This window comes from Phaeobacter sp. BS52 (assembly GCF_045040595.1).
GTDB lineage: Bacteria > Pseudomonadota > Alphaproteobacteria > Rhodobacterales > Rhodobacteraceae > Phaeobacter > Phaeobacter piscinae.
The window spans coordinates 492434-509751 of sequence record NZ_CP090662.1; the positions used below are offsets into that span (position 1 = coordinate 492434).

General features: G+C 62.8%; 14 protein-coding genes and 3 pseudogenes. 7 read left to right on the forward strand and 10 right to left on the reverse strand.

The genetic code is table 11. The annotated features are described in order from the left end of the window. Positions 1–82: 82 nt before the first annotated feature. A complete protein-coding gene (locus L0Z65_RS02405; RefSeq protein WP_405110423.1) occupies positions 83–943 on the forward strand; it encodes a hypothetical protein in 861 nt (286 codons plus the stop codon). Between the two features lie 318 nt (positions 944–1261). Here the strand turns inward: L0Z65_RS02405 and L0Z65_RS02410 are convergent, their stop codons facing one another. The 3 genes and pseudogenes from L0Z65_RS02410 to L0Z65_RS02420 form a co-directional block, all read right to left on the reverse strand. After that, the gene (locus L0Z65_RS02410) at positions 1262–1435 is read right to left on the reverse strand and encodes a hypothetical protein (protein WP_405110426.1); all 174 of its coding nucleotides are present in this window, start codon (positions 1433–1435) and stop codon (positions 1262–1264) included. A gap of 78 nt (positions 1436–1513) precedes the next feature. After that, positions 1514–2975: pseudogene (locus L0Z65_RS02415) on the reverse strand (cobyric acid synthase). Between the two features lie 190 nt (positions 2976–3165). After that, positions 3166–3483: a DUF6280 family protein gene (locus L0Z65_RS02420; RefSeq protein ID WP_008207990.1), complete on the reverse strand. Its 318-nt coding sequence runs from the start codon at positions 3481–3483 to the stop codon at positions 3166–3168. Positions 3484–3699: 216 nt separating this feature from the next. Here L0Z65_RS02420 and efp point away from each other — a divergent pair, with 216 nt between their 5' ends. Beyond that, positions 3700–4263, forward strand: a complete 564-nt coding sequence (gene efp / locus L0Z65_RS02425) for an elongation factor P (RefSeq protein ID WP_014875305.1) — start codon at positions 3700–3702, stop codon at positions 4261–4263. Positions 4264–4354: 91 nt separating this feature from the next. On the opposite strand, the gene L0Z65_RS02430 is transcribed toward efp, so the two are convergent. The 3 genes and pseudogenes from L0Z65_RS02430 to L0Z65_RS02440 all read right to left on the reverse strand — a co-directional run bounded on the left by L0Z65_RS02430 (position 4355) and on the right by L0Z65_RS02440 (position 7665). Further along, on the reverse strand, positions 4355–4924 hold the full coding sequence (locus L0Z65_RS02430) for a hypothetical protein (RefSeq protein WP_102898185.1): 570 nt from the start codon (positions 4922–4924) through the stop codon (positions 4355–4357). A 101-nt stretch (positions 4925–5025) separates the two neighbouring features. After that, positions 5026–5767, reverse strand: a pseudogene (locus L0Z65_RS02435) (YgfZ/GcvT domain-containing protein). 56 nt (positions 5768–5823) lie between these two features. Further along, the gene (locus L0Z65_RS02440) at positions 5824–7665 is read right to left on the reverse strand and encodes an ABC transporter ATP-binding protein (protein ID WP_405112432.1); all 1842 of its coding nucleotides are present in this window, start codon (positions 7663–7665) and stop codon (positions 5824–5826) included. Between the two features lie 417 nt (positions 7666–8082). Here L0Z65_RS02440 and L0Z65_RS02445 point away from each other — a divergent pair, with 417 nt between their 5' ends. Next, positions 8083–9336 (forward strand): pyridoxal-phosphate-dependent aminotransferase family protein, encoded by a 1254-nt coding sequence (locus L0Z65_RS02445; protein WP_405110431.1) that lies wholly within the window; start codon positions 8083–8085, stop codon positions 9334–9336. A 25-nt stretch (positions 9337–9361) separates the two neighbouring features. Here L0Z65_RS02445 and L0Z65_RS02450 read toward each other — a convergent pair whose 3' ends face one another. Continuing rightward, the gene (locus L0Z65_RS02450) at positions 9362–10471 is read right to left on the reverse strand and encodes a pyridoxal phosphate-dependent aminotransferase (RefSeq protein ID WP_405110434.1); all 1110 of its coding nucleotides are present in this window, start codon (positions 10469–10471) and stop codon (positions 9362–9364) included. A gap of 205 nt (positions 10472–10676) precedes the next feature. On the opposite strand from L0Z65_RS02450, the pseudogene L0Z65_RS02455 reads away from it, so the two are divergent. Next, a pseudogene (locus tag L0Z65_RS02455) lies at positions 10677–11397 on the forward strand (crotonase/enoyl-CoA hydratase family protein). A 130-nt stretch (positions 11398–11527) separates the two neighbouring features. Here L0Z65_RS02455 and L0Z65_RS02460 read toward each other — a convergent pair. The 3 genes from L0Z65_RS02460 to secG form a co-directional block, all read right to left on the reverse strand. Further along, on the reverse strand, positions 11528–12430 hold the full coding sequence (locus L0Z65_RS02460; protein ID WP_405110437.1) for a fructose bisphosphate aldolase: 903 nt from the start codon (positions 12428–12430) through the stop codon (positions 11528–11530). A gap of 192 nt (positions 12431–12622) precedes the next feature. Then, the gene (locus tag L0Z65_RS02465) at positions 12623–14266 is read right to left on the reverse strand and encodes a CTP synthase (protein ID WP_024096471.1); all 1644 of its coding nucleotides are present in this window, start codon (positions 14264–14266) and stop codon (positions 12623–12625) included. A 263-nt stretch (positions 14267–14529) separates the two neighbouring features. Then, a complete protein-coding gene (gene secG / locus L0Z65_RS02470; RefSeq protein WP_014875296.1) occupies positions 14530–14892 on the reverse strand; it encodes a preprotein translocase subunit SecG in 363 nt (120 codons plus the stop codon). A 249-nt stretch (positions 14893–15141) separates the two neighbouring features. Here secG and nthA point away from each other — a divergent pair, with 249 nt between their 5' ends. Genes nthA through L0Z65_RS02485 form a run of 3 tightly spaced genes read left to right on the forward strand, consistent with a single transcriptional unit; the run spans position 15142 to position 16822 of the window. Beyond that, positions 15142–15768, forward strand: a complete 627-nt coding sequence (nthA, locus tag L0Z65_RS02475) for a nitrile hydratase subunit alpha (protein WP_405110441.1) — start codon at positions 15142–15144, stop codon at positions 15766–15768. Then, positions 15765–16469, forward strand: a complete 705-nt coding sequence (gene nthB, locus L0Z65_RS02480; RefSeq protein WP_405110444.1) for a nitrile hydratase subunit beta — start codon at positions 15765–15767, stop codon at positions 16467–16469. Before nthA ends, nthB begins: the two co-directional genes overlap by 4 nt. Next, positions 16466–16822: a nitrile hydratase accessory protein gene (locus L0Z65_RS02485; RefSeq protein WP_405110447.1), complete on the forward strand. Its 357-nt coding sequence runs from the start codon at positions 16466–16468 to the stop codon at positions 16820–16822. The genes nthB and L0Z65_RS02485 overlap by 4 nt, the downstream gene beginning before the upstream one ends. Positions 16823–17318 lie beyond the last annotated feature (496 nt).

A 17318-nucleotide genomic window follows, 5' to 3' on the forward strand; every position in this document is an offset into this window, starting at 1 on the left:
AAAAACCACCTGATTCACACGGTTGTCTGGACCGGGACAGGTCGCTACACTCAATCGCAAGAGGCGAGAGTGATAAGCAAAAATGTCCGAACCGGTTACCCAAGCTGAAATTGAAGACGTCCTGTCATCGATCCGCCGTCTGGTGAGCGAGGACAGCCGCGCCGCTGGCTCCTCGCTTGGCAAGGGGGCAGAGGCGGCATTGGCCGCGCAGATCGCCAAACCCGTCCCGGCAGCACCCGGGGGGCAGGGCGTCGGCGCGCCGGGACCCGCCAATGGCGCCACAAATGGCAGCAGCCAGCCGGTCACCCGTCTGGTTCTGACACCGGCGCTGCGCGTCCCCGAAAGCAAGCTGACCCCCGTCGCCCCAACGCCAGCAGCGCCAACACCGGCCGCGATCACTGAAACCGCCCCGGTGGACACCGCCCCGCATCCCGACGGCGAAGCGGCATCCGGGAAGGCCCGATTTGAGGCGCTTCTGGCGGCAGACGCCATAGAATTCTGGACTGAGCCGAAGGACCTCATCGCGCAGGGGATCGCCCTGCATGACAATGATCCCGGCAATGAGGATCTGGCCTTTTTCAACGGGATCACCGCCGCCACAGCGGCCGATGAGGCCGCCGACGAGGCCCAAGATGCGGCGCCCGCCGCCGCAGATACGCCCGGCACGCCAACAGCGCAGGCTGAGGCGGCGCTCAACACTGAGGCGCCTTGGACTGATCCCGACGCCACGCTCTATCAGGCCGCCGCCAGCACAGATCACGAGGAGGAGACGCGGGCCGGGGACTCCGTTGCGCTAGGCGCCCCCGACAAAACCCGCGTCGCAACTGAACCCGAAGGTCGGCGCGGTGGTGCAGAAACTGGCGGAGATGGAAGCAGCCAATACGGCCCGTCCGGTCCTGTGGGAACCCGACGGAACCCGCGACACGCCCTACGCCGGCAGTGATCTGGAAACACTTGCCTGGGATGATCAGGACAGCGACACGGATGCACAGGGCCAGACGGAACCCGTCGATCAGACCCAGAGCGTTGCGGATGTCGTCATCAGATCCGAGGGGGAGGATACGCAGTCTGAGGCTTCGCAGGCCGAGGTCCCGCAGCCTGAGACATCGCAGATCGAACCGTCCCCCCTCAGCCGGAGCAGCACACGCAGGCAGAGGCGCCCGCCGCCGATACCGCGGTTGAGGAGAACACACGCACCGACATCCCAGCAGCGCCAGCCGCATCCACCGCCGACGAGGTTGATCGCGATCTACTGGAGACATCAGTCACCGAAACCGCACTTGAGGCGCTGGACGCTCTTGGCTCCGATGAGAGCTTTCTGGATGAGCACGCGCTGCGTGAGCTGGTTTCGGAAATCGTGCGTGAGGAGCTGCAGGGCGCCCTGGGTGAGCGCATCACCCGCAACGTCCGTAAGCTGGTGCGCCGCGAAATCCACCGCGCTCTCTCGGCCCAGAACCTGCTCTGAGGTTGCCACCTCGGGGGTGACGGATCTGAGACGATGCAGATGGCGCGCTTATGCGCTGCGTACCGGCTCTGCCAGCGCCAAGAGCGCATCCAGATCCATACAATCCTCAAGGTGATCTGCCAGCGCGTCCAGCGTGGCCTCAACCCCGTCGTCGTAGCCCGCGACACTCTCATGGCCGAGACCGGAGAGCACGGACGCCCGAAACGCATCCGAACTGAACAGCCCGTGCAGATACGAACCGCGCACTCGTCCATCGGGGGAGACGGCACCTTCCAGACGGCCATCAATCTCCAGCCAGGCGCGGGCGCAATCCGTCCCATCAGTGCGCCCCATGTGGATTTCATAGCCGCTCACAGGCAAGTTGCCATCGCGGGTCACCGCCTCGGTCAATGTCACCCGCTTTTTACCGGCCATGACGGTATGCACATCCAGCAATCCCAGCCCGTCAACCTTGCCCGGATGGCCATCCACGCCGTCCGGGTCATCAACAGTCTGCCCCAGCATCTGATAGCCACCACAAAGCCCCATGACATGGCCACCCCGACGGTGGTGGGCGCGGATATCAATGTCCCAGCCCTGCGCCCGCAAATAGGTCAGATCGCCAATGGTGGATTTGCTGCCGGGGATCAGAACCAAATCCGCATCACCGGGCAGGGCGCGGCCTGCAGGCACGATTTCCACCGTAACATTGGGTTCCGCTGCCAGCGGGTCGAGGTCGTCGAAATTGGCCATCCGCTCCAGCTGCGGCACCACGATCTTGCAGGCGCCACCGGGGCGGGAGGCGATGTCCATCATATCCTCAGCTCGGCAGTTTCCACGCATCCCAGAACCACGGGATCACCCCCATTGAGGGCCAGCCGGTGCGCGCTGCGATATCATCGCGACCGGCATCGAACAGGCTGCGATCCCCGCGAAACCGGTTGACGGCAAAACCCTTGATGCGCGCCAGATCCTGCGGGTCCAGCACCGTATGGGTGCCGACAATCTGGGCAATCACACCGCCACGGTGGATATCACCCACCAGCACCACCGGCACCTCCGCCGCGCAGGCAAACCCCATATTGGCGATGTCGTTCTTGCGCAGGTTGGTCTCAGCGGGGGAGCCCGCACCTTCGATCAGGACCAGATCCACATCCGCCGCCAACCGGTGAAAGCTGTCCAGTGCCGCCTCCAGCAGGCCGGTCTTGTCGCGCATGAAGGATCCGGCCGCCTGTGTGCCCCGTCGTTTGCCCTGGACAATCACCTGCGCGCCGGTCTCCGTCTCCGGCTTCAGCAGCACCGGGTTCATATCGGTGTGGGGCGGGCGCATGGCCGCGCGGGCCTGCAACGCCTGTGCACGGCCAATCTCGCCGCCTTCGGGCGTCACGGCTGCATTGTTGGACATGTTCTGCGGCTTGAACGGGGCCACCGACAGGCCACGGCGCACAAAGGCGCGCGCCAGCCCTGCAACGATCATTGATTTGCCGACATTGCTGCCGGTGCCTTGGATCATGATCGCCCGTGCTGTCATGGCGGCCTCTCTCATGCTGTTGGTGGTATGATCTCTTACCTGTCAGCCATGGCGGATTTTTCCCGTCCTGAAAAGGCCGCAGAGCGGCCTATTCCGCGTTGAAACCGCCACCGCAAGAAGAAAAAACGCGCCCCCCAGGACGCGCTTTTCTTCGACAGTCATATATAGTCTTTCAGACTGGCAGGTCTGATCAGGCCGCTTCGGCCTGTGCCGCATTGCGGCGTTCGCTCTCTTCGCGCGACAGCGCAACAGAGGTGCGGACACCCCGGCCCACAAATTCCATCAGGCCGCCGACCACACGTTCGTTCGGGTCGATGCCTGCACAGCTCAGCACTTCGCGCCCGTCGCGCGACCGTGCCCACCGAGCGATCTGCTCGGGGCCGTTACCATATTTCTTGTCATCGGCAATCGCATCATCAAGTGCCGCCAGCACAACCGCCGCAAACAGCTTGCGTGCCCGGTTGCCTTGCTCGTTATTATATGCGGTGCCGTCAACGAAATCTCGCATCGTGCTTCCTTTTTGTTCTTGCTATTGCAATTTCGGCGTGGCGCTCCTTATGGCGGAATTGTGACGATTCGGATAGCCTGCAAACGCATATCTTTTATGCGCAATTTGCATAGCTCTCCGGTCTGTCACACGACATATCGTTGTCTTGCCAGCCGACTCCCTGCCAGATATAGGGGCAGTTAACAGTTCATCAACCACCCGAGAGGGATTTTTGTCATGCCCAAAATCAACGGTAACGAGATCCGCCCCGGCAATGTTCTCGAGCACAATGGCGGTCTGTGGGCCGCTGTCAAAGTCGATCATGTGAAGCCCGGCAAGGGCGGCGCCTTTGCTCAGGTCGAGCTGCGCAACCTGCGCAACGGCTCCAAATTGAACGAGCGTTTCCGCTCCGCCGACAAGGTTGAGAAGGTTCGTCTGGAGCAGAAAGATCAGCAGTTCCTCTATGAGAGTGACGGCATGCTTGTGTTCATGGATGCTGAAACCTACGAGCAGATCGAACTGCCCGCGGAGCTCTTGGGCGACCGCCGTCCGTTCCTGCAGGATGGCATGACCATCGTTGTTGAATTCCACGACGACGAGGCGCTGAACGCCACCGTGCCGCAGAAAGTCACCTGCAAAATCGTCGAGACCGAGCCGGTCGTCAAAGGGCAGACCGCCGCCAACTCTTTCAAGCCGGCGATCCTTGATAATGGCGTGAAAGTTATGGTGCCGCCCTTCGTTGGTCAGGACGAGATGATCATCGTCAACACCGAGACCATGGAATATTCTGAACGCGCATAAGCAGTTAGCGCCAACAGATCCGTGAAACAGCAAACCCCCGCAGCCCGGCTGCGGGGGTTTTTTCTTGCGCCGAAGGTGCTGACAGCTGCCCTCAGTTATAGTCGATATCGAGTTTGCGCAGCTCCAGACTGTGGCCGCATTCATCCATCATCTTGCCGTAGGCGGCAGTAAATCCGGCCAGAGATGCGTCCAGAACCATCTCGCCAGCGGCATAGGGCACCACCGTGCGCACCTCCATCCGCTGACCGTTCTGCATCCACAGAATGCTGTTCAGCGCGTCCATCCAGCGGATCTGCGCGCGCGCCTCAGCGAGGCCTTCGTCGTTGATTTCACCGTTGGCGACCCCGTAGAACACCGCTTCCCGATCAATGATGAACCCAATCGCCTGACCATTCTGTACCTGTGTCGGGTAGTGGCGCGGGGCGCTCTCAAACAGCTCCAGCTGCGGGTAAGTTTCCGGCGGTCCGACATCGCCTTGGGTCACCGAAAGCCTCAGCAGCGGCAACCCGTCGCCGCCGGTCCAGGCCGTGCAATCGCGCCAGTCATGCTGTTCCGTGACCCGAATTTCAGCGGCGACAGACCAGTCCTGATACTCCCAATACTCCGTCGCAAGGGCGGGCAGGGGCAGCAGGCTGAGGGCAAGACAGGGGAGCAGGCGCATCGGCAATTCCTCGAAAAATGATCCCTCAGACATAGCCGAGCGGTGGATCAACCCTGCTGTGACGTCGCGTCACAAGCTGAGGGCGCGGCCACAGAATTGCCTCAGGTCTTACCCGGCCAGTCGATCCGCGCGTCCTGCGCACACATGTCGTCACCGGCGCGGTCGAGATCGCAGATAGGCGATGGCCTGATTTCCGGCCTGCGTAAACAGCGTGCCGACGGGTTTATCGGCGCGCCGGATCTCGGTGCCGATGGGGGCCGCGCCCGTAACAGTGACCGTGGTCAGCCCCTTGCGCAGGGTGGTCTTGTGCTTCATCCGGGCGGTGACCTCCTGGCCGACATAGCAGCCTTTGCGGAAATCGACGCCGTTCAGCCGTTCAAACCCGGCTTCCGAGATGTAGCTGTCCGGCCCCAGCTCAATGCCGGTTTCGGGGATGCAATGGGCGACGCGGATCGCGTCCCAGTTGCTGCCGTCGTCGCCCGCCTCAGCGCCATAAAGCCGCCAGCCGAGATCCGGGTGTCGCGGATCCGCCAGAGCGCCCTCAGGCGCGGGTCCGGTGCCCCGGCGCACGGCCAGATCGGTTTCCTCAATGGTGATCTTGGCGCGCAGCCGGTACATGGTCAGCCGTTTGGCCAGACTGGCGGCCAGGCTCTCGTCCACATCCAGCAGCAGATCTTCGCCATCCGCAGCGACAAAGAAATCCGCCAGATATTTGCCCTGTGGCGTCAGCAGGGCGGCATAAACCAGCCCCTGATCGACCTTGGCGACATCATTGGTGATCAGCCCCTGCAGGAAGTCACGGGTCTCGGCACCGGAAAGGCGCAGGATGCGGCGGTTGCTCATAGGTCAGGCTCCTGAAGGATCATGAGAGGCAATGTAGGTCGCGGGGTGGGTAAGGCCTAGCCGAACATGCGGCGGGCCAGTTTCTGGAACCAGCGGGGCTGGTCACCGCCATCGCGGACTTGTTTCGGCGCCTGTGCGGCGACGCCTTCGCGGTCGACCAGCGTTTTGCCGTCCTGAAACTGTAGTCGGTAGAGATCCGCATAGATGCCGCCGCGCTCCAGCAGCTCTTCATGGGTGCCATGGTCCATCACCTCGCCGCGTTCCATCACCACGATTTTATCGGCATTGCGGATGGTCGACAGCCGGTGCGCGATGACCAACGTGGTGCGCCCGCCGGAGAGTTTCTCCAGCGCTTGTTGCACCACCTTTTCAGATTGCGCATCCAGGGCCGAGGTCGCCTCATCCAGCAGCAGGATCGGCGTGTCCCGCAGCAGGGCGCGGGCAATCACCACCCGCTGGCGCTGTCCCCCAGACAGGGCCGAGCCACGCGGCCCCACCAGCGTATCCAGCCCATTGGCCAGCTTCGGCAGGAAATCCGCCACATGGGAGGCTTTCAACACCTCCTCAAGCTGCGCATCACTCACATCGGTGCGCCCCAGAAGGATGTTCTCGCGCAGGGTTTCGTCAAACAGCAGCGCCTCCTGTGTGACCACGGAAAACAACCCGCGCAGGTCATCCAGATCCAGATCCCGCACAGCGACACCACCCACGGTGACGGATCCCTCCTGCGGGTCCACCAGCCGGGTCAGCAAGTTGAAGATGGTCGATTTGCCTGCACCCGAGGCGCCGACCAGAGCGGTGGTCTTGCCTGCCTCTGCCACCAGCGACAGCTGGCGCAGCACATCCGAGTCGCCATAGCGCAGGGTCACATCTGTCAGCGCCACTTCTGGCAGGCCCTTGGGGGGGGCGACGGGGTTTTCCGGCGATACCAGTTTGATGGGCGAGTCCATCAACTCCTTGATGCGTTCCATCGCGGCGGCGGCCGCCTGCCAGGTGCCGCTGATCGACGCCAGACGGCGCATCGGATCAAAGGCCAGACCGATGGCGGTGAAGAAGCTCATGAACTCACCAACGGTTTTCTTGCCCTCTATGATTTCTGCGCCGCCGTAAAGCACCACGCCCATCACGCCCAACCCGGCCATAATGTCGATCATGCCAGTGGTGGAAGCCACGCCAAAGGAGGCGCGCACTTCTGAGCGGACAAACTGATCCATATGGCCGCCAAACCGGTCGGTCTGATAGTCCTCAAGATTGTTCAGCTTGATTGGAACGATGCCGTGAAAAATTTCATCCAGCCGGGTGGAGAGGGACGCGCCCAGATCCCGTGCCTGCGAGGCCTTGCGTCGCACGTAGCGTTGCACGGCTGCCAGCGGCAACAGCAGCATCGGTAAGCCAACCAGCATGATCGCGGTCCAGCGCCAGTCCACGCTGATCGCCACCGCCAGCACGGCAACCATCTGGGTGACATCGCGGCCCGCCCCGGTGATCAGCGCCTGCCAGACCGAATTGATCGCCATCACATCGCTTTGCACCCGCTGGATCAGAAACCCGGGCGGGTTCACCTGATGAAACGAGGGATCCTGTCGGATCAGCCGCGCCAGCATATCTTTACGCATATGCGCCGCAGAGGTCTGGGAAATCTTGCTGAGGATCACCTTCTGGCAGACGCTGGACAGACCCCGCATGGTAAAGATGATCAAAAACGCCAGGCTGACCCAGAACAGCGCATTGGTATTGCCCGCGACAAACACCAGATCGAACATCGGCTGCATCATGTAGCTGAGGCCACCAACGGTGCCGCCCTCAATCAGCATGAACAGGATCGCCAGACCCAATAGCCCCATGTAATGGCGCAGATAGCCCCGCCAGAGCCAGCCGAGCAACTCGCGCGAGGACATGTGTTCGGGCTTGCTCTTGATGGCCGGGGGCTCCCCTGTGACGGGGGGGTTTGCCACGGTCTGATCCGTTGCGGGAGCTGTGGCCTGCGTCGGCGATGCGGCCTCCGTGGACGCGTCCGTGGCGGGGGCCGTGTCCGGCGCTGCGGGCGAGGGGGTCTTGGGGTCAGTCTGGGGCAAGGGGTCCAACCGCTGTGGTTTTTCTGGCGCTGACATCTGCGTCAGACCTGCGCCATTTAAGCAGCTGAGGGGAAAGGTGCAAGCATTGGCGCGGCTGTCACCCGTTGCAGGCGGGGCGCCGACCGGGATCACGACATCGCTACGTCAAATTTATTTGCACGGCAGCGCAAGGGCTTGCAGCCTGTGACCCCGCAGGCCACAGTCGCCGCAATCAGACCGTTTGCAGGACAGGAGTGCAGCATGACAGCGGGTGTTTCCCTTGCCGCGGGGCGCGGATATCTGGCGATCCCCGGACCGTCGGTCATTCCGGATGCGGTGTTGCAGGCGATGCACCGCCCGTCGCCGAATATCTATGCCGGAGAGCTGGTGGAGATGACCGCGACGCTGATCCCTGATCTGCGCCGGGTTGCGCGCACGGATCATCATGTGGCGATCTATATCTCCAACGGCCACGGTGCCTGGGAGGCGGCGTTGCAGAACACGCTGAAACCCGGCGACACGGTGCTGGTGGCCTCCTCCGGTCGCTTTGCCATCGGCTGGTCCGAAATGGCAGAGGCGCTGGGGATCCAGGTTGAGCTGCTGGATTTCGGCACCGGCGCGCCCTGGGACATGGACCGGATCGCCAGCCATCTAGCGGCAGATACCGCGCATCGGATCAAGGCGGTTCTGGCAGTGCATGTCGATACCTCCAGCTCCATCCGCAATGATGTGGCGGCGATGCGTGCGGCGCTGGATGCCTGCGATCACCCCGCATTATTGATGGCCGATTGCATTGCCTCGCTCGGCTGTGACCGATTTGAGATGGACGCCTGGGGCGTCGATGTGATGGTTTCTGCCTGCCAGAAGGGGCTGATGGTGCCTGCGGGCATGGGGTTTGTGTTTTTCAGCCCCAAGGCCGCCGAGGCCCGCGCCCGCCTGCCGCGAGTCAGCCGCTATTGGGATTGGGAGCCACGCGCCAATCCGGAAGAATTCTACCAGTATTTTGGCGGCACCGCGCCGACGCATCATCTCTATGGTCTGCGGGCCGCGCTGGATCTGATCCACGCTGAGGGCATGGAGACCGTCTGGGCGCGGCATCATCATCTGGCGCGCGCGATCTGGGCGGCCTGTGACGCTTGGGGCGCGGATGGTCCGCTGCGGATGAATGTGCAGGACGTTGCCTTGCGCTCCAATGCGGTGACCTCCCTGCATCTGGGCGGCGATCACGCCACCCGCCTGCGCACGTGGGTTGAGCAGACCCTGGGGCTGACGCTGGGCATCGGCCTTGGCATGGCGCCGCCGAACAGCCCGGAGTGGCACGGCTTCCTGCGCCTGGGTCATATGGGCCATGTGAGTGGTCAGATGATCATGGGGCTACTGGGCGGCGTTGATGCCGGGCTGAAAGCGCTGGAGATCCCGCATGGATCCGGCGCGCTGGAGGCTGCGGCATCTGTGATCGCCGGGGCTGGCAGCACAGAAACCAGCGCGCCCTCAAGGCTGAGCTGCTGCGGGTGATCCGCTGCAGGCCTTGCGCGCGGCCTCAGCCGTTGCGCGCCCGCGCCAGCGCCATAGGCAGCGCGCGGGCGAAGGCGTCGAGCTGTTCCTCCGGCCCGCAGCTCACGCGGATGCAGCGGTTTTGCGGCGCGGCAAAGGGCATCCGCACAAACACGCCCTGATCCACCAGACCGTCCAGCACCGATTTGGCAAAAGCGCCGTCTCTGCCACAATCGATGGCGACAAAATTGGTGGCTGAGGGCAGCGGCGTCAGCCCATTGTCGAGGGCAATTTCGCCAATCCGGTCGCGGGCGGTGCTGATGCGGTCCAGAACCTCAACCAGCCAGCCCTGATCCTGCAGGGCCGCCAGCGCGCCAATCTGGGCGGTGCGGTTCATGCCGAAATGATTGCGCACCTTGTTGAAGGCGGCGATCAGTTCCGCCTCTGCCAGCACGTAGCCCACCCGCGCTCCGGCCATGCCATAGGCCTTGGAAAACGTTCGCGTGCGGATCACGCGCGGATCATTGATGTCGATGGGCAGGGCAGTGCCTTCCGGCGCGCAGTCGATATAGGCCTCGTCTAAGAGCAGCAGGCAGCCCTTTGGCAGGGCATCCATCGCCGCTAGCAGATCGGCGCCGCTGTGCCAGCTGCCCATCGGATTGTCGGGATTGGCGAGATAGACCAGTTTCGCATCGACCTCGGCCGCCTTGGCAAAGAGCGCGGCGGGGTCTTCGTGGTCGTCCTTATAAGGAACGGTATGCAATACGCCACCAAAGCCTGCGACATGGTAGTTGAACGTCGGATAGGCCCCAAGGGAGGTGACCACCGCATCGCCCTCGCCAATCATCAGCCGCACCAGATAGCCGAGCAGCCCGTCAATGCCCTCGCCAATCATGATGTTTTCCGGTGCAACGCTGTGGTGGGCGGCCAATGCCGCGCGCAGGTCGTGGCTTTCGGCGTCGCCGTATTTCCAAATCTCCGTGAGCGAAGTCTGCATCGCCGCAATCGCCTTTGGCGAGGGGCCAAAGATATTCTCATTTGCGCCCAGCCGTGCCTTGAACACCGCGCCGCGCTGGCGTTCCTGGGTTTCCGGCCCGACAAAGGGAACCGAAGCGGGGAGGGATTGGGCGAGCGGGGTGTAGCGTGGCTGTGTCATGGGGGCAGATAACGTGATCGGACCCTCTCGGGCAAGCGCAGGTCACAGCCTGCCGCTTTGCCCCGGCGTTACGCTGGCGCGGGCCGGGGATCCGGGGCAGTCTGCGGCCAAGAGAATGTCCGAGAAAGAGGGGGCCGACATGGCACGGGTATCGGTAGAGATCGAAGACCACATCGCACGGGTGACGCTGACCCGCGGCGACAAGATGAACGCGCTGGACAGTCAGATGATCGAAGAGATCATTGCCGCAGGCGAAAGCCTGATGGACAGCAAGGCGCGGGTGGTTGTGCTCTCGGGCGAGGGCAAGGCGTTCTGCGCCGGGCTGGATCTGATGAGCTTTGCCCAGATGGGGCTGAAAAACCCTGAAGAGTGGCTGATGAGCCGCTCTCACGGTGATGCCAATCAGGTGCAACAGGTGGCGATGGTCTGGCGGCGGCTGCCAATGCCGGTGATTGCGGCGGTCAATGGCGTGGCCTTTGGCGGCGGGCTGCAACTGGCGCTGGGGGCCGATATCCGCATTGCCGCGCCGGATGCGCGGTTTTCAGTCATGGAGATGAAATGGGGTATTGTTCCCGACATGGGGGGCATGGTGCTCTTGCCGCAGCTGTTGCGGTCCGATGTGCTGCGCCGAGCTGACCTATACGGCGGAGAAGGTCTCGGCGCCGCAGGCGCTGGACTGGGGGCTGGTTACGGAACTGGCCGAAGATCCCGTCGCCCGCGCCCATGAGCTGGCGACCGTGATTGCAGGCCAAAGCCCGGCCGCCATCCGCGCGGCGAAAGCGCTGATCGAGACGGCCGAGGCCAGCACCGACAGCGCCGAGGTGCTGCTGGAGGAATCCCGCGTTCAGGTCGGTCTGATCGGCAAGCCCGAGCAGATGGAGGTGGTCGCCGCCCAGATGCAGAAACGCGCGCCCAAATTCGACTGAGCCCGGCGTCAGCCAGGTCCGAAATGAACCGGTGCTGAAATGAACCCGTGATGAAACGAAAAAGAGCCGCGCCGGGATCTGACCGGCGCGGCTCTTTCCTTAGTGTCTTACCCCGTCAGGGGCGCGCGCGTCAGATCGAGGCGCGGTAGATCTTGTCGATGTTGGAGCCAAGCGCCGCGTTATAGTCCTCATCGCTCATGGCCACGTTCAGACCTTCGGTCAGGGCGCGGCTGAAGGAGGCGATCATGGTCTTGTTCTGGGACAGCTTCTCACAGGCGTCATCGGTGGTGTAACCGCCGGACAGGGCCACGACGCGCACCACATTGGCGTGGGCTGCCAGATCGTCATAAAGACCGGCCTCGGTCGGGATGGTCAGCTTCAGCGCCACTTTGGTCTCGGCGGGCAGGGCGTTCAACTCGGCCAGAATCGCGTCTTTCAGCAGCGCTTCTGCTTCGGCTTTGGTGGCGGAGTGGATGTCCACCTCAGGTTCGATGATCGGCAGCAGGCCGGCAGCGGCAATCTGGCGACCGATGATGAACTGCTGACCTACGACATTCTTGATGCCGGTAGCATTCGCGCCCTTGATGACCGACCGCATCTTGGTGCCGAAAATCCCGGCCTTCACCGCGCGCGACAGCAGCGCATCAAGATCAGGCATCGGTTTCATGGTCTGGGCGTCGTCCGCCTCATCCGCGAGGCCTTTGTCCACTTTGAGGAAGGGCACAACACCGCAAGTGTTCCAGAGGTAGGCAGGCACCGGGGTGCCGTCGATGGCCGCATCCATGGTCTTTTCAAACAGGATCGCGCCGAGGATTTTGTCGCTGTTGAAATCGGGCGCGGTGATGATGCGGGCGCGCATCTTCTGGATCTCGCCGAACATCTCGTCGTCATTGCCATAGGCGTCTTCGGTCACACCATAGAGCGCCAGCGCCTTCGGGGTGGAGCCGCCGGACTGATCGAGCGCCGCAATGAAGCCCTTGCCGTTTGCGATACGATCAAGCTGTGCGGTCTGGGTCGAAGTTTCTTGCGCCATAGGTCGGGTCTCCACGAAAAGGGATTGTCTGTCTGGCACCGTCTATACCGCGCCTGCGGCAGGAAACAACTATTAGCATCAGGTGGTTGCGCTAACGCCGTCGCTAACATGACGCGTGGGCAAGAAAAAAGGCAGACCGCGCGGGCCTGCCTTTTTCGTTGTAATGATCTGTGGCGCATGCGGCGCCGGGCGTCACACCAGACGCGAGGCTTCCTTGGCGGCGCGAACGAAATCGTCGAACAGCGGGTGCGGATCAAACGGTTTCGATTTCAGTTCCGGATGGAACTGCACGCCGATGAACCAAGGGTGATCCGACCATTCGACGATTTCGGGCAGGCGACCATCGGGGGACATGCCGGAGAATTTGAGGCCACAGGCCTCCAGCTGTTCGCGGTATTTGGTGTCCACCTCATAGCGGTGACGGTGGCGTTCCTCGATCTTGGTGGTGCCATAGACTTCGGCCACTTTGGAGCCTTCGGCCAGCGTGGCGTTGTAGGAGCCCAGACGCATGGTGCCGCCCTTGTCGTCATCGACCTTGCGCGCGACAGTGTGGTTGCCCTGCACCCATTCTTTCAGGTGATAGACCACCGGCTCAAAGCGTTTCTTGCCCGCCTCGTGGTCGAATTCTTCCGAACCCGCCTCGGAGATACCTGCAACGTTGCGCGCGGCTTCGATCACCGCCATCTGCATGCCAAGGCAGATGCCCAGATAGGGCAGCTTGTGCTCGCGGGCATATTGCGCCGCCTTGATCTTGCCCTCGGTGCCGCGCTCGCCAAAGCCGCCGGGAACCAGAATGGCGTTATAGCCCTGCAGGTAAGGCGCGGCGTCTTCCTTGTCGAACAGCTCGGCGTCGACCCATTCGATCTTCACCTTCACGCGGTTCGACATGCCGCCATGGGTCAGTGCCTCGGCGATGGATTTATAGGCGTCTTCCAGCTGGGTGTATTTGCCCACGATGGCGATTTTGACTTCGCCTTCGGGGTTGTAGATGCGGTCGGCCACGTCTTCCCAGCGGGCCAGCTTGGGTTTCGGGGCGGGGGCAATGCCAAAGGCATCCAAAACCGCCTGATCGAGACCTTCGCGGTGATAGGCCAGCGGCGCCTCATAGATGGACTTGAGATCTTGCGCCGCAATCACAGAGTCGGCGCGCACATTGCAGAACAGCGCCAGTTTTTCGCGTTCTTTATGCGGGATCGGACCCTCGGAGCGGCAGACCAGAATATCGGGGGCCAGACCGATGGAGCGTAGCTCCTTCACGGAGTGCTGGGTCGGCTTGGTCTTCAGCTCACCGGAGGCCTTGATATAGGGCAGGAGGGTGAGGTGCATGAAAATACACTGGCCGCGCGCCTTGTCATTGGCGAACTGACGGATCGCCTCAAAGAAGGGCAGACCTTCGATGTCGCCGACGGTGCCGCCGATTTCGCACAGCATGAAATCAACTTCATCTTCGCCGATGGAGATGAAGTCTTTGATTTCATTGGTCACATGCGGAATGACCTGAATGGTCTTGCCGAGGTAATCGCCGCGGCGTTCCTTTTCCAGCACGTTGGAATAGATCCGGCCCGAGGAGACCGAGTCGGTCTTGCGGGCGGCCACACCGGTGAACCGTTCGTAGTGGCCCAGATCGAGATCGGTTTCGGCGCCGTCGTCAGTTACGAAGACTTCGCCATGTTCGAACGGGCTCATCGTGCCCGGATCGACGTTCAGATAGGGGTCCAGTTTGCGCAGGCGGACGGAATAGCCGCGCGCCTGAAGAAGTGCCCCAAGAGCGGCGGATGCCAGCCCTTTGCCCAGAGATGATACAACACCGCCAGTAATGAAAATGAAACGCGCCATGAGTGTTCGGCTGCCCCCGTGAGAAGTCAGAATTCAGCTGCCCGGCGGTTGCAGAAACCGCAGCATCACGGGGCTTTACGTATAAAGGATTCGCGCAAAATGCGCAAGCAAGCCGCAAGATGCTGTTACGGCTGCTTTTGTTCATTCTAAGTGTAGTGGATTCTCGCGAATCCCGCGTCAGACGCAGTGGTCATTGTCGGATCTGCCCAAAGCGGTGAGATCCGCCGGGCCGATCCAAAGGTCCGGACCTGAAAGGGCCGGATTTAGTCTGCGCTGGGAACCAGCGGTGCGTTGTCGCCCTGAACCGGCGGCAGCAGATCGCTGCCGAGCGGCGCTTCGGGGGCATCAGCGGCACCCTCTGCGGCAGGGGCGCTCAGGCGGTCGGCGACCGAAGAGCCTGCGGATTTCTGTGCCGCCAGAATGGTCAGCGTGATCGAGGTGCCGATAAAGGCCACGGCCAGGATCCAGGTCAGCTTGCTCATCGCGGTGGCTGCGGCCCGGCCAGACATGGCCCCGCCACCGCCGCCGCCCATGCCAAGGCCGCCGCCTTCGGAACGCTGCAAGAGGACAACGGCAATCAGCCCCAAGGCCAGAAGAAGATGGATGATGAGTACGACGTTTTCCATAGGATCCTACGGCGGTTGGCTGAGTATCGGGCGGTAAATAGGGAAGATTGCTCTGAGGGGCAAGAGCTCAGTTTGCCGAAGCGTGGAGAACGCGGCGCTGTGGCCTCTGAGGCGGCTGAAATGTGCAAGAAATAGCGCAGGATCGGCGCCTGCGGGAGGAGGCGATGGCGCCTTGCATCAGGCCCGTTGATCCCATCCATGACGGATTGTGACTGGACAGGTTTGCGCTGTGGCGGGCAGTCTCACCCCATGCCTCATGATCACGCCGACGCCCCGCATAGCCTCTTGCCCTCGGATCCCGCCCTGCGCGTCAAGGCGCTGGAAACCCTGTTGACCCAGAAGGGGCTGATTGATCCGGCCGCGCTGGATGAGATTATCGACACCTATCAGAACCGCATCGGTCCTGCGAATGGCGCGCGGGTGGTGGCACGCGCCTGGTGTGATCCGGACTTCAAGGCGGCGCTGCTGGCTGACGCCGATCCGGTGCTGGCAGATCTTGGCTACTATGGCCGTCAGGGCGAGCATATGGTGGTGGTTGAGAACACCCCCGCGCAGCACAATATGGTCGTCTGTACCCTGTGCAGCTGTTACCCGTGGCCGCTCTTGGGCATTCCGCCGGGGTGGTACAAATCGGATGCCTACCGCGCCCGCGCCGTACGCGAGCCGCGCCGGGTGCTGGCGGAGTTTGGCGTGACCTTGCCTGCGGACACATCGGTGCGGGTCTGGGACTCCACGGCCGAGGTGCGCTATCTGGTGCTGCCGATGCGACCCGAGGGCAGTGAAGGGATGAGCGAAGAACAACTGGCCACATTGGTGAGCCGTGACAGTATGATCGGCACAGGATTGGCGATCGCGCCCGAGGTGGTAGCGTCATGAGCCGGGTCCATGACATGGGGGGACGATTCGGCGATGGGCCGGTGACGCCCGAACCGCAAGGCGCCCCGGTTTTTGCCGAAGACTGGCACGCCCGTGCGCTGGCGATAACGCTGGCCTGCGGCGCGTTGGGGCAGTGGAATATCGACACGTCGCGCCATGCGCGCGAACGGCTGGCACCGCTGGATTACACGCGGTTTTCCTACTACGAGAAATGGCTGGCGGGTTTGGCAACGCTGCTGGTGGAAAAACGGGTGCTGAGCGCCAAGGATTTGGCCTCAGCCACTGACGGCAGGGATGGCACGGGTGCAGATCGCGCGGCCCCGCATCCGCTGGCTGCCCGTGCCCTGAAGGCGGCGGATGTGGCCGCAGCACTGGCCAAGGGTGGTCCGGCAGATCGCCCCAGTGATGTGGCCGTTGCCTTTGCCCCCGGTGACCCTGTGCGCTGTCGCCGCCCCGGCGGCAATCGGCTGGTGGCGGGCGGCCACACGCGGCTGCCGACCTATGCGGTCGGGGCGCGGGGGTGGATTGTGCGGGTGCATGGGACGCATGTTCTGCCTGACAGTGCCGCCCATGGTCTGGGCGAGGCGCCAGAGCCGCTTTATGCGGTGGCCTTTGCGGCATCGGACCTGTGGAGCGCGCCGGAGCATCCGGGTGACGAGGTGGTGCTGGATCTGTGGCAGAGCTATCTGGAGGCGGTATGAGCGGATTTGAGAATTTGGCACAGGCGCAACCGGACCCGGCCTTCGGGCAACCTTGGCACGCGCAGGTCTTTGCGCTGACGGTGCACCTGAATGAACGCGGGGCGTTTTCCTGGGGCGACTGGGTGGCGCGGTTTTCTGCGACGCTGCGCCGTCACGGGTTGGCGAAGGATCTGAATGGTGGCGAGGATTATTTTGCCGCTTGGCTGGAAACGCTGGAACACTATCTGGCCGAGGCTAGCACGGTAGCGGTCGAGGACGCCGCGGATATGCGCCTGAAATGGGAGGCGGCCTATCTCACCACGCCTCATGGCCAGCCGGTGCGGCTGGCAGAGCCCGCAGCGCAGGAGGGCTGAGCCCGCGTTATGCACAACGGGCGGTTCCGCTGCGGCGGGTTCTTAAACAGGGTGTTCAGACACTGTTGGGGGCATGGTGCTGTGTTGGTGTCTGCGGCTGGATGTCTCCGGTGTGACCTCTTGGTCAGATGGGGGTTGTTCGGTGTCTCCTCTTATGGATAAAGAGGAAAGAGGGCGGCGCCGCCGCTAAAGCTCTGGTCAGGCCCGGGTGGGGCCTGGCGGACAGGATATCCTGATCTGCCCCCGCATTGCCTGGCGTGCCAACTGCGCTCAAACGCAGCACCCTGCAGATGCGGAGCCGATCTTGGGTCGTCTTGGTTGGTGGCGCAGCAGGGCGGTTATGCCGACTGCGCAGAGATGATCGGTCATCGGTCAGTCTGGCAGATTTGCGGGTAATGATCGTGAAGAGGGCGCGCGGTGGCTGTGCAACGGGTCGCACAGGAAGTGGGCTTTGCGAGGTTTGGCCAACGGCCGATGGACCACCTTCGTGACAGGC

Coding starts and splice junctions, on each gene's coding strand:
- L0Z65_RS02405 (WP_405110423.1), top strand. CDS start 83: ATGTCCGAACCGGTTACCCAAGCTGAAATTGAAGACGTCCTGTCATCG.
- L0Z65_RS02420 (WP_008207990.1), bottom strand. CDS start 3,483: ATGCGAGATTTCGTTGACGGCACCGCATATAATAACGAGCAAGGCAAC.
- efp (WP_014875305.1), top strand. CDS start 3,700: ATGCCCAAAATCAACGGTAACGAGATCCGCCCCGGCAATGTTCTCGAG.
- L0Z65_RS02430 (WP_102898185.1), bottom strand. CDS start 4,924: ATGCGCCTGCTCCCCTGTCTTGCCCTCAGCCTGCTGCCCCTGCCCGCC.
- L0Z65_RS02440 (WP_405112432.1), bottom strand. CDS start 7,665: ATGTCCTCGCGCGAGTTGCTCGGCTGGCTCTGGCGGGGCTATCTGCGC.
- L0Z65_RS02445 (WP_405110431.1), top strand. CDS start 8,083: ATGACAGCGGGTGTTTCCCTTGCCGCGGGGCGCGGATATCTGGCGATC.
- L0Z65_RS02450 (WP_405110434.1), bottom strand. CDS start 10,471: ATGACACAGCCACGCTACACCCCGCTCGCCCAATCCCTCCCCGCTTCG.
- L0Z65_RS02460 (WP_405110437.1), bottom strand. CDS start 12,430: ATGGCGCAAGAAACTTCGACCCAGACCGCACAGCTTGATCGTATCGCA.
- L0Z65_RS02465 (WP_024096471.1), bottom strand. CDS start 14,266: ATGGCGCGTTTCATTTTCATTACTGGCGGTGTTGTATCATCTCTGGGC.
- secG (WP_014875296.1), bottom strand. CDS start 14,892: ATGGAAAACGTCGTACTCATCATCCATCTTCTTCTGGCCTTGGGGCTG.
- nthA (WP_405110441.1), top strand. CDS start 15,142: ATGCCTCATGATCACGCCGACGCCCCGCATAGCCTCTTGCCCTCGGAT.
- nthB (WP_405110444.1), top strand. CDS start 15,765: ATGAGCCGGGTCCATGACATGGGGGGACGATTCGGCGATGGGCCGGTG.
- L0Z65_RS02485 (WP_405110447.1), top strand. CDS start 16,466: ATGAGCGGATTTGAGAATTTGGCACAGGCGCAACCGGACCCGGCCTTC.